Annotated in this window: 13 protein-coding genes and 1 pseudogene; 11 read left to right on the top strand and 3 right to left on the bottom strand. The window is 43.9% G+C overall.

Annotated elements, in window-relative coordinates; genetic code table 11:
• The 3 genes and pseudogenes from RXX31_RS22580 to dinF form a co-directional block, all read left to right on the top strand.
• A pseudogene (locus RXX31_RS22580) lies at window positions 1-135 on the top strand (repressor LexA); the annotation flags it as partial.
• Between the two features lie 176 nt (window positions 136-311).
• Window positions 312-1,106, top strand: coding sequence for a class I SAM-dependent methyltransferase (locus tag RXX31_RS22585; protein WP_317591909.1), 795 nt, complete (start codon window positions 312-314; stop codon window positions 1,104-1,106).
• A 55-nt stretch (window positions 1,107-1,161) separates the two neighbouring features.
• On the top strand, window positions 1,162-2,505 hold the full coding sequence (gene dinF / locus RXX31_RS22590; RefSeq protein WP_317591910.1) for an MATE family efflux transporter DinF: 1,344 nt from the start codon (window positions 1,162-1,164) through the stop codon (window positions 2,503-2,505).
• A 66-nt stretch (window positions 2,506-2,571) separates the two neighbouring features.
• Here the strand turns inward: dinF and sthA are convergent, their stop codons facing one another.
• Window positions 2,572-3,972: a Si-specific NAD(P)(+) transhydrogenase gene (sthA, locus tag RXX31_RS22595; RefSeq protein ID WP_317591911.1), complete on the bottom strand. Its 1,401-nt coding sequence runs from the start codon at window positions 3,970-3,972 to the stop codon at window positions 2,572-2,574.
• Between the two features lie 295 nt (window positions 3,973-4,267).
• On the opposite strand from sthA, the gene fabR reads away from it, so the two are divergent.
• The 3 genes from fabR (at window position 4,268) to RXX31_RS22610 (ending at window position 6,833) form a co-directional block, all read left to right on the top strand.
• On the top strand, window positions 4,268-4,909 hold the full coding sequence (gene fabR, locus RXX31_RS22600) for an HTH-type transcriptional repressor FabR (RefSeq protein WP_014233299.1): 642 nt from the start codon (window positions 4,268-4,270) through the stop codon (window positions 4,907-4,909).
• The gene (locus tag RXX31_RS22605) at window positions 4,909-5,280 is read left to right on the top strand and encodes a YijD family membrane protein (RefSeq protein WP_317591912.1); all 372 of its coding nucleotides are present in this window, start codon (window positions 4,909-4,911) and stop codon (window positions 5,278-5,280) included. The genes fabR and RXX31_RS22605 overlap by 1 nt, the downstream gene beginning before the upstream one ends.
• A 293-nt stretch (window positions 5,281-5,573) precedes the next feature.
• Complete coding sequence (locus tag RXX31_RS22610) at window positions 5,574-6,833, top strand: tyrosine-type recombinase/integrase (protein WP_000166747.1); 1,260 nt, start codon at window positions 5,574-5,576, stop codon at window positions 6,831-6,833.
• A gap of 58 nt (window positions 6,834-6,891) precedes the next feature.
• Here RXX31_RS22610 and RXX31_RS22615 read toward each other — a convergent pair whose 3' ends face one another.
• Entirely contained in the window at window positions 6,892-7,644 is a 753-nt protein-coding gene (locus tag RXX31_RS22615; protein WP_317591913.1) for a hypothetical protein, read from the bottom strand.
• A gap of 579 nt (window positions 7,645-8,223) precedes the next feature.
• On the opposite strand from RXX31_RS22615, the gene RXX31_RS22620 reads away from it, so the two are divergent.
• The 5 genes from RXX31_RS22620 to RXX31_RS22640 all read left to right on the top strand — a co-directional run bounded on the left by RXX31_RS22620 (window position 8,224) and on the right by RXX31_RS22640 (window position 11,111).
• Window positions 8,224-8,904 carry an inovirus Gp2 family protein gene (locus RXX31_RS22620; RefSeq protein ID WP_317591914.1) on the top strand — a complete coding sequence of 227 codons (681 nt, stop codon included), beginning with the start codon at window positions 8,224-8,226 and terminating at the stop codon, window positions 8,902-8,904.
• A gap of 61 nt (window positions 8,905-8,965) precedes the next feature.
• On the top strand, window positions 8,966-9,655 hold the full coding sequence (locus RXX31_RS22625; protein ID WP_317591915.1) for an inovirus Gp2 family protein: 690 nt from the start codon (window positions 8,966-8,968) through the stop codon (window positions 9,653-9,655).
• Between the two features lie 53 nt (window positions 9,656-9,708).
• The gene (locus RXX31_RS22630) at window positions 9,709-10,308 is read left to right on the top strand and encodes an inovirus Gp2 family protein (RefSeq protein WP_317591916.1); all 600 of its coding nucleotides are present in this window, start codon (window positions 9,709-9,711) and stop codon (window positions 10,306-10,308) included.
• Between the two features lie 73 nt (window positions 10,309-10,381).
• Window positions 10,382-10,582 (top strand): AlpA family transcriptional regulator, encoded by a 201-nt coding sequence (locus RXX31_RS22635; RefSeq protein WP_317591919.1) that lies wholly within the window; start codon window positions 10,382-10,384, stop codon window positions 10,580-10,582.
• 82 nt (window positions 10,583-10,664) lie between these two features.
• Entirely contained in the window at window positions 10,665-11,111 is a 447-nt protein-coding gene (locus RXX31_RS22640) for an RNase H family protein (RefSeq protein ID WP_317591917.1), read from the top strand.
• Window positions 11,112-11,293: 182 nt separating this feature from the next.
• On the opposite strand, the gene RXX31_RS22645 is transcribed toward RXX31_RS22640, so the two are convergent.
• A partial coding sequence (locus RXX31_RS22645; protein ID WP_317591918.1) for an AraC family transcriptional regulator occupies window positions 11,294-11,644 on the bottom strand: 351 nt, incomplete at its 5' end.

Consider the following 11,644-nt stretch of genomic DNA (forward strand, 5'->3'; position numbering starts at 1 on the left):
GAGCGTAAAGGTTCTACCGTATTGCTGCATGCAGAGAATGAAGAGTTTGCACCTATCCAGGTGGATCTGACTTCTCAGCACCTGACAATTGAAGGTCTGGCCGTCGGTATTATCCGCAATACTGACTGGATGTAAGCTTAAGCTTTGTAACAATAGCCTGGGTTTACTGGGCTATTGTGTATTACCGTCTTAAATTTTCAACTTTTTCCATTTCACACTTCTATCTGCTGATATGCATCCCTGCTTGATAATGTAATTGATATTCATTATCATCTTTTCATGCTATTACTTTCATTGGCGCAGGAAATGCCATGTCTCAGTCTAAACATCAAGTTCCCAATCATTTATTGAAACCTTTGTTGTTACGTAGCCGTGAAAGTATGGTCGACAATGGCTTAGTGTATGATCCCATCGCTGCTAAAGCCTGTTTGAGCTGTCAAATGGCACCGGATTGCCTTGGTGGCGATGTGGCGCAAAAGCAGTTATTGCACGTGACGCTAACTCAATTGTGTGACCAGCAGGTCAATCAATTCTTACAGCAACATCCTGATGCGTGGGTGATTAATGTCGGCGCCGGTCTCGATACGCGTTTTTACCGTCTGGATAACGGACGTTGTCATTGGGTAGAGTTGGATGTAACGGAGAATCTGGTTTGGCGACAGCGGCTTTTCCATAAAAACGAACGGTATAAAAATCATATCGGTAGTGTAGAAGAGTTGTCTTGGCTGGACTCTCTGAATATTCCAGACAAATCGCCGGTTTTGGTGGTATGTGAAATGGCACTTTTGGATTGCTCAGAATCACAGGTTGCCCGTTTTATTCAAACGTTGGGACGACACTTTGTATCTGCTGAAGTGTGTATGGTTCTGGCCGGGGATCTCACGGAAAGCAAATGGGGGCAGAAGCTGGGCTCTGATTATTATGCGCATGGCTTTGAAGCGCCATCAGAACAATTTATGCAATGGCTGCCTTGGGCTGAGTGGGTCAAAGTCTTTTCACCATTTGATCGTTTTTGCTCTCGCTGGAAGGCTTGGCAACGCTGGCTCAATAAGATCCCGGTACTGAAATACCGTCTGACACCAGTCCTCGTTCATATTAAGTGGTGATTGGCTAGCTTCACATTGCTCAGGTACACTCGTTAATCCAGTTAACGAGGTGCCTGTGACAAACTCTATTTTATCCCCTTTATCTAATCCTCAAGTGCACCGTCAGGTCCTAGCGCTTGCTATTCCTATGGTGCTGTCGAATATTACCGTTCCGCTGCTTGGCCTGGTTGATGCCGCGGTGATTGGTCATCTTGAACACGCCTGGTATCTGGGCGGTGTCGCCTTGGGTAGTACGATGATCAGTGTGACTTTCTGGCTGCTCGGTTTTTTACGCATGTCGACAACCGGCTTAGCCGCGCAATCTTATGGTAGTGATGATCGTAAACAGCTGGTGCTGGTGTTGCTGCAAGGAGCGTTGATGGCACTGCTGTTTGCGGTGTTGTTTTTATTTGCACACAGCTCCATTGCCGATATTATTTTTTCTTGGAGTGATGCCAGTTCAGAAGTAAAACACTATGGCATGCAATACTTTTCGGTGCGTGTCTGGAGTGCTCCAGCGGCGTTAATGAATTTCGTGTTGCTGGGCTGGCTACTTGGTACTCAAAATTCCAAGGCTCCGATGTGGATGGTGATCATTACTAACCTTACTAATATCGCATTGGATATTTTATTTGTGATTGGCTTAGGCTGGAAAGTAGAAGGGGCGGCATTAGCGTCTGTTATCGCTGACTACTCAGGCATGGCGTTTGGTTTAGTCTGTGTGTGGAAAACATGGCGAGAGAGGCAATTACCGTCGCCTAAGAGTCTGCTCGCTGAGACTCAGCACGGGCTTGGGCGGTTTGTAAAACTCAACCGTGATATCTTCTTACGCTCTTTGTGCCTGCAAGCGGCGTTTAGCTTTATGACATTCCAGGGAGCCAGTTTTGGTGACGATGTCGTGGCTGCGAATGCTGTGTTGATGAGTTTTCTGATGATCATTTCTTACGGTATGGATGGTTTTGCGTATGCCATGGAAGCCATGGTGGGTAAAGCTATTGGGGCGAAAGACAGGAAGCAACTGAGCTCATCTCTTATTGGAACATTCTTTTGGAGCTTGATTATCTGTTTAGTCTTAACAGCAGTCTTCTCTTTAGCAGGATCGACCCTGATCGCCATGATCACTTCAATAGAAGAGGTACAGCAGCAGGCGGCGATTTATCTGCCATGGCTGGTGGTGATGCCATTGGCTTCGATGTGGTGCTTTCTATTGGATGGAATTTTTGTCGGAGCGACTAAAGGTAAAGACATGCGCAACAGTATGTTTGTTGCGACCAGCAGCTTCTTTGTTGTCTTTTACTTGTTTTCGGCATGGGAAAATCATGCCCTATGGCTGGCGATGACCAGTTTTATGCTGATGCGCGGTATCGGACTTGGCGTGATTTTTCTTTATCAATGGCGCAAGGGGACGTTTCTCGTTTAACGGTTACCACAAACAAAAACAGCAGGCGAAGTGCCTGCTGTTTTACGTTTTAGGGTTCTGCCCTCATTAGAAAAGTCGGTTCAAACCATTCAATGCTGCCACGCGGTAGGCTTCGGCCATGGTTGGGTAGTTGAACGTGGTGTTAACGAAGTACTCGATGGTATTCGCTTCCCCTTTTTGTTCCATGATGGCTTGTCCGATGTGGATGATTTCCGCAGCACGCTGGCCAAAACAGTGGATACCAAGGATCTCTTTGGTTTCACGGTGGAACAAAATCTTCAAGCTGCCAATATCTTTTCCTGCGATCTGTGCTCGCGCAAGATGTTTGAAGGAAGAGCGGCCTACTTCGTAAGGTACTTTCGCTGCTGTCAGTTCTTGCTCTGTTCTACCAACGGAACTGATTTCCGGAATGGTGTAGATGCCGGTTGGGATATCTTCAATCAGATAGTTATCCGCTTGTCCTTTGGTGATGGCTTGCGCCACAAAGCGCCCTTGATCGTAGGCAGCACTTGCCAGGCTAGGGTAACCAATCACATCACCAACCGCATAAATGTGCTCAACAGCGGTTTGATAGTTGCGGTTTACTTTCAATTGTCCGCGCGAGTCAGCTTCCAGACCAACGACACCCAAATTGAGTTTGTCTGTATTACCTGTTCGGCCGTTGGCGTACAGCAGGCAGTCGGCACGCATCTTCTTACCTGATTTCAGGTGAATGATGACGCCATCTTCTGTACCTTCAATTTTCTCGTAAGTTTCGTCATTGCGAATCACCACACCACTGTTCCAGAAGTGGTATGACAGTGCATCAGAGACTTCGTTGTCTAAGAAAGATAACAAACGGTCACGGGTGTTAATCAAGTCAGTTTTCACCCCAAGCCCGCGGAAGATAGACGCATACTCACAGCCAATGACGCCTGCACCGTAGATAATGATATGACGAGGGTCATGCTTCAGGCTTAGGATGGAGTCACTGTCGTAAATGCGTTCGTGTAGGAAGTCGACATCATCTGGCTGGTATGGGCGAGAACCTGTCGCAATGACAAATTTATCTGCTGAGTAGACTTCTTCTGTGCCATCACTTTGCATGACTGCGACAGAGTAATCATCGATAAAGCGTGCGGTTCCAAAGAGCAGGGTACATTGGTTGCGGTCGTAGAACCCCTGACGCAGGCGCGTTTGTTTGTCGATGACGGACTTTGCATGACCTAAAATGTCAGAAAATGTTGCATGCAAACTGGTGCTATTGCGGCAGAACAACGGGTTACTGTTAAACTCGATGATTCGGCTAACCGCATGACGCAGTGCTTTTGAAGGTATGGTCCCCCAGTGAGTACAGCCGCCACCCACGCTGCTCTCTTTCTCAATGATGGCGACATTCAGTCCTGCTTTGGTTAACCCCATCGCAGCCCCTTCTCCACCTGGGCCACTACCAATTACGATCACGTCAAAGTGATTTACCTGCGCCATGATGTATTTCCTTGTTATATTTGCTTAACATTGCCTTAGCGCAATTTTAACTCATTTGCTCTATACGTACACGTAATGGCTGCGAGAGAGTGGAAGTGATCACGCAGAAACCACCAAAAGAACGAATTGGCATGTTGGATGTCTATAAATTGCATTGAGAAGATTGCAATTAGACTGTCGCCAATAGTAACGTTTGCGCGGTTAACGCCAGTTGAGGCAACATCTCTTTCTACGTAGGGGGGAATTGCGTTATATTGAGGCTCTTGTCCCCCTACATAAAAAGAGCAAGTTAAGAATGAAATCGATGGGCATCCGCGCACAACAAAAAGAGAAAACACGTCGATCACTGATTGACGCGGCATTTAGTCAATTAAGTGCGGATCGCAGCTTTTCCAGTCTTAGCTTGCGAGAAGTTGCCCGAGAGGCAGGAATTGCACCCACTTCTTTTTACCGCCACTTCAAGGACATGGATGAGTTAGGCTTAACCATGGTCGATGAAGGGGGGTTGCTATTACGTCAATTGATGCGTCAGGCGCGTCAACGTATCGTTAAAGAAGGGAGTGTGATTCGAACCTCAGTTGAAACTTTTATGGAATTCATTGAAAGTAGCCCTAACGTATTTCGCTTATTACTGCGTGAACGTTCAGGAACTTCATCTGAATTCCGAACAGCCGTTGCTCGAGAAATTCAGCATTTTGCGGCAGAATTAACTGAGTACTTGATGAGCACCGGCGTGACCAGAGAAGAAGCGTATACTCAAGCAGAGGCATCGGTTACTTTGGTATTCAGCTCGGGTGCTGAAGCTTTAGATTTAGATCGCCGTGAGCGCGATGAACTCGCGGAACGATTGATTATGCAATTGCGAATGATAGCCAAAGGGGCTTATTGGTATCGCAAAGAACGTGAACGTAACCGATTAAAAGGCAGGATAGAATAATGTCGAATGGAAATAAATCTGAAAAGAAAACGCTGATTTTAGCGTTGGTTGCAGGTGTGTGTGGTGATGCTTTGTTGTCATGGTTGACCATGAGCGAAGTCTCTTTCTCAATCTTCCCATTGATTGCACTTGTGCTAGCAGTGCAGGCACTGTACCAAGAATACCTAAACAACCCGGTATCGGAAGATATCCCGTTGGTTGGGCTAGCGTGTTTCTTTGTGGGGGCATTTGGTCATTCTGCGTTTATCAAAGCGCAATACCCAGAAGCAGGTTCAAACTTCTTTGCTATTCTGGTTTCTATGATCCTTCTAGTGTGGATCGGTAAGAAGCTTGGCTTTATGGAAGGTAAAACCAAAACCTCTGCGGAATAAACCTGTAAGGTTGAATGAAAAAGCGAGCTGTTTAGCTCGCTTTTTTTATCTCTATATTTACTGACGCTTACTTGCGTTCAAGAAATACACCCGCTTCCATGTGGTGGGTAAATAGAACCTTTAGTCCGTCAAAGTCTACAGAGTTATATTTTTTAATTGTAAGATTATGATTAATATCGTTTTTATGATCTTGTTGTCCGTCGGAGTCCAAAGCCGTACAATAGAAACTCGATGTTCCCCGTACCCCACGCCGTACCCAGAGCCGTACCCAGAAATGCAGAGGTTTTCCAACGATGACGAAACGAATCAGCACCAATGCAACGTTGCAAGCATTGAAGCCACAGGATAAGGAATACTCGATTCCCGATAAGAAGGTCGAAGGATTGAACATTCGAGTTCGTCCAACAGGCACGATGACTTGGATCTTTCGTTTTCAAGTAGGGAAGAAACACGAAAAAATCTCTATGGGTCGATACATTAAGATCAAACCAGAGCGCGGGATGACATTGGATCAGGCGCGAAAGGAAGCTGGCCGTTATCGAAGTTGGTTGGAGAATGGTAAGAACCCAAAGGTTGAACTGGATATAGAGAAACGAGCGCAAGATGAAGCGAAAACCTTTGATGATGCGTTTATTAGCTTTGATGAGAAACGGCTATCAAAACAGCTACGGGGTGACCAGTCGAGGACCATTTACAATCGAGATATCAAGCCAGTTCTCGGTAACATCAAATTGGCAGATTTAAGCATATATGACCTCAATAGGGTCTTTGATGCTAAGGTTGATAAAGACGGTAAGCGTATGGCGGGGGCCATTGGAGTTTGCCATAAAATCATCAACCAAGTGATTAACCATGCCCTAGCGCTAAATATGCTCGATACTCATCCTGCACCCCAACTGAAAGCAAAAGACGTTGGTGGCGGCTCTAAAGTCACAAAACGTAATTTAAGCTTTTCAGAGTTAAAGATTCTGTTAACGAGTATGCCGTCATGGCGTACAGATCCCTCGAACATCCGTTTAATGCAGTTCTTACTTGGTTGTGGACAGCGTATTAGTGCCGTACTGGAAATGCGTTGGAGTGAGTTAGATTTTGATGAGGGAATTTGGCTATTACCAGCCAGCTCAGAAGAGCGACACACTAAAAGCCAAGACGCACGTAAAGTGCCTTTAAGTGGCTATTTGCTTGCACTTCTAAACGAGCAGCGTGACAGTGTGCCAAGTAAGTGGAAGTTGGTATGGCCCCAATTAATGGTCGATAGAGTGCAAGAACCTGCGGCTGTACGGGCATTGATCAAACGTAATCTACCTAGCGATTTTGAGCGCTTTTCACCTCATGACTTGCGCCGTACCTTTATCAGTCGTTGTAGTGAAATGGGGTTAGATATCGTAGCGATTGAAAAGACAGTCGGCCACCAGCTGCCAGGTATGCTCAGAGTCTATAACCATCATGATTATATCGATGAGCAGTTGAAGGTTCTGGAGGCATGGGGTAACAAGTTGCAATCGCTAATGGAAGCGAACGTCCACCCGTTACCCTCTGCTAAGATGGCTTAGGTGGTCGTCTGGTTCTATGTAATCCACTAGGTGCTGTGGTTAAGAGATCTGGTGGAGTTTAAGATTCATTTTTTTTGGATGAGCTCTGGTAAGCCGCATTTATCAACCGGTCAAGAGTTTCATTCATTGTTAGATCATAAACACATGATAATTTTTTAAGTTTTTCTTTTGTTCTCTTATCTGTAACAAAGTTAAAGTTAACTTTGTTTTCTTTTTTTATCTTATTTCTATATTTAACCTGTCCCCAAGCCTGTCTCATTTTTATTATCAATAATTCCCTTTCTGCATCTTCCATGTCCATTGAATAAATTAATGAAGGTACGGTTATGTGAATTAATTCTTCTTTATTCAAGCACTTAGGAATTCTTTTTGTTATTGTTTCTATTAGTTCATTATTGGATATATATTTCTTCAGCCAAATAGCCTGATCTCGGTTTCCTTTTTCTATCCAAGAAAGTTTATTTTCAGATTTATATTTTTCGTAAAATTTGGATATTTTATCATTTACCTTTCCTTTTATACCACTATCGATGTTAGAGTTTTCATTATAATCAAAGAAAACTTCTAGCATATCTTGAGTTCTATATACCTCTATAACACCAACAAAATCTTCCAATCTAAACTTGTCAGTTATTCTTGTTAATCCAAATCTAGGTATGATATCGCCATTTTCTTGGAAATTATGAATATAAAGAAAAATGTATGGTATAGCTATGCTCACAGGATCACTATTATCTATGAAGCTAAGATCTCTTCTTGAAATAAAATTTTTTAATTTTTTATCTCTATCGGTCTGGTCGATTTGTGGCATCATCATTACTCAGTAGTTTTTGCATTAATTTTTTAACGTATTTTTGGACGTTTTTCAAGTGTTTGTTTAGAGTTGTATGAACTAAGTAGTGTCTTTGTTGCTATGTGGTTAATGCCTAATTAGTGATAGATTCACAGAGAAATGTTGATGTGAAAGGCACTTTAAAGCGGTAAGTCTGAATGAAGACTCACCTCTGTATTGTTGAACCGATGATAAGTTACGTTGTTATGTATAACTTTAGATGATTTAAAGGAAAAAATAGTTATATCTAATATTTCTAGAGATATTTACTGTAGGGGGAGATGTATTTAAAATGAAACTGATATGATGTTTTTTATTATATGTTTTTGGTGGTTTTTTCATTGTTCAATGTCGTTATAGACTTTTTTCGATATAATCTCTGTTGTTTTTTCGATTTGTTGATTATTTTAATTTTTGGTCGATGTCTGTCTGGTTAGTATTATATTATCTTCGTATCTATATAAACCCTCTACTGAGTCACCCCTAGTGACTCACAGTACGCAATTAAAAATAACGACACAGACCTATCTATGAACCTAAACACAGGAGTAGATAGGAATGAATGTACGTTCTAAGAAAAACAAAAACCTCAGACTAACCACCAAGAAAACGTTTCTGGGTAGACCTATCCAGACCGAGCATGGTCCACTCTATATCGACTACTTAGAGAAAATGCACAATACGATTGATCTCGCATTGGACGAGTATCCTCGGCTTATGGCTATTCGCGTGGATTTGAGGTTTCCTAAGCTAAGGAAAAATGAAATAAGCGGTAATGTCATGACCGATTTTTTACGCTCATTACAGTCGCAGATTGAGCACTCGGGAAAGAGAAAGAAAAGAGAAGGGAGTGCTAGAGTGCATCCCTGCAAAGTGCGGATTGCTTGGGTGAGGGAGCGCTCTAGCTCGATAAACGACCACTATCACCTAGTACTCATGTTCAACAAAGATAGATTTAACTGGTTGGGGAAAACTCAAACGCAACAGGAGAACTTAGGCTCTTTTATCGTAGAGGCATGGGCGAGGGTGGCTGGTGTCGACTACGAAGAAGCTAACGGATTAGTCCATTTTTCAAAGAGAAAGAATAGCGACAGTGTGGTCATCCACCGCTTGAATTGTAACTCTGATGACTTTGATGATGCGTTTGATGAGTTCTTCAAACACATTAGCTATCTAGCAAAAGAGAACACCAAGCACTTTGGTAGCGGTAGACGAAATTTCGGCCATAGTCATAAGTAGCTCAAAAAATAACGGTAGTAACAGTTCCTGTGGGAATCACAATAAACCACAGGAACCAATCATGACTCATCAACTTAACGTTACTCATAGTCGTTCAGGTGCTCTTAACCACCACACCATCACTCATGACCGAACCTTTAATGGGAAGCCACTCTACTACTTTGAGAATGGTCTCGTTCTCGAATACCTAGAGGAGATAGACCGAGTGCTGACTGAAGCACTAAACCAATACCCAAGAATCTTTGCTGTTCACATCAACCTAAATCTACCGAGTGACTTCGGGGAAGATTACCTAGCGGTGTTTGCCCATTTCTTTCGTATTTTAGAATCGGAGACTAATGAGCTCTGTAGAGACAAATACACCGACAGAACTTATCAATACCAGCAAACGGTCATTCGTTACATCTGGGCGAAGGCGAGCGAGTCCACCAGCAAGCACCATCATCTTATCTTGCTCTTTGATAGGGATCTCTTTCAAAACTTAGGCACTGGTCGGGATGGTTGGGGACGTTTTCTCTACAAAAAAGTGAGGAAGACATGGGATAGGGTGGTTGAAGTTAATTACGGCCAATCATGCTCAGGGTTAGCCTATTGCCCTACGAATGAAGGTTTTGAACTATTCTCCGATACAGAAACATTCCCGTTACAGTTAAACGAATTCTTCTATCGAATCAGTCGTCTCGCGGAGCCCGTTGCCAACCGGAACGATCACCGCAACAAGAACTTTGGTTGCAGTCACGACTCACCTTAAAAAAATACAGCGCGAGTAATGCCTATGTCATTCACACACAAAAGGCATTACTCATGGCGAATAGAACCTACCTCCCAAGCATTACCCTTGATAGAACTTTTGAAGATTACCCTCTGTATTACAGCGACAAGGGGTTGTACGAATCAGCACTGACCTCAATGGTCGATGTCTTTGAACAGGCACTCAGTCACTTTGACATCGCTCTCGCCACACGTTTGGACTTGTTTTTGCCAGAAGACCATCAAGATACCGACCTCAGTATCCTCAACGATTACTTTAAGCTGCTTAAAGAAAAGCTTGGGACGGATTCTCTGTTTTATGTATGGCGTAAGCGGGAGGACAAGGTTCCATCCCACAACTATCGAGTGATGCTGTTTAGTGACTATAGCCAGCACTTTGGTCCCGCTATTTGTTGGGACAAGCGCAATGAATTGGTCGGGCACCTTAAAACGGCTTGGCAAGAAGCGATAGAAAAGCACTACAGCGGCGAAGCGCGTTCATTGGTGTTTCTCAATGACCGAGGCAATTATGGGGTGGGGACTCGTTGTCGTAGCAAAGACGTCAACATAAAGAACACTGTCTTCCACCGCATGAGCAGTCTTGCTGAAGCGTGGGAAGAAAAGCGTTACTGCTTTGGCTCTAGCTTGGAATAGACCGACTGCATTTTTTTACAATGGCGGCTTATCACATGGGTATATACAAAGCAGGAGACGATTCCCAGTGAAAATGAAATTTCTACGACTTAAAGACGTGATGTCACTAACAGGGCTAGGCCGCTCCACTATCTACAAGTTCATGGCTGATGAAACCGATTTTCCGAAGAGTGTCCCACTCGGTGGACGTGCCGTGGCTTGGGTAGAAAGTGAAATCGAGGAATGGATGGAGCAACGTCTAGCACTGCGAGACAGCCAAGAATCCTTTCAGTAACACTAACATCAAATCACATCATCAACGGGGCGCTGGCTAAGCAAAGTCATGCGCCCTTTTTACAATTAGAGAGAGATAAATAATGAGCTATTCAATTTACGTAGACGGCGCAGCACCAAACAATCAACACGGATGCAAACGAGGTGGTATTGGGCTGGTGGTCTTCAATGAAGACGATGATATCCTCCATGAGGAGGGAATCACCATTGACCGAGAGACAGACAATGCAGAGTTGGAGTTACGGGCACTTATCGAAGGGCTGGAATATGCCGAAGATGGTGATGTCATCTATTCAGACAGTGAGTACTGCGTAAAAGGTTTCAACCTTTGGCTTGATGGCTGGAAAAAGAAAGGCTGGCGTCGAGCCGACAAAAAGCAGATTAAGAATCGACGACTGTGGCAGACCGTCGATGCGCTTCGCTCAGACAAGTATGTCGAAGTCAAAAAGGTTAGAGCGCATTCTGGTGTCAGAGGAAATGAGATAGCAGATTCGTTAGCAGTTTATGCTGCTAGAAGTGATATCGATTGATGTAGGTAAGGCGGCTTGTAGGCTCAATCTAACAAGCCGCTATTGCCTGTTATTTGCGTTTTTCTAGATAACATATATCTGAAGATGGATACGATTTAGAAGTGTAGTGGTACGGTGAATTTGGTCACCTGATTAGAGGTGTTAAGATGTACCTCATAACATGACAGGTGAAACTATGACCACTACAGTATTAATGGCAACTGACTTGCAGTACACCCAAATTGATGTTTAAACGCCTGGTTAAATGCGGATAAAGAATCATAGCCACATTGGTAAGCAACCTGAGCGATGGGTTCTGGTTTTAGCAGTAAAGATAATGCATGGAGAAGCCTGACTCTTTGACGCCACTTCTGAAAAGTCATTCCGGTTTGACTCATGAATAAGCGACTAACACTACGGCCGGTCAAACCAACTTGCTTTCCCCATTCATCAATGCTTTGGCGACTGTCTGGTTGGTCCTGTAGTAAATGGCATATCTGGATTAAGCGTTTATCCGTTGGGTAAGGCAACGCCATTTCCACCGTCGTTAGTGA

Origin of the sequence: Vibrio sp. EA2, from assembly GCF_033042495.1 — a bacterium.
In the GTDB taxonomy this organism is placed as follows: Bacteria; Pseudomonadota; Gammaproteobacteria; order Enterobacterales; family Vibrionaceae; genus Vibrio.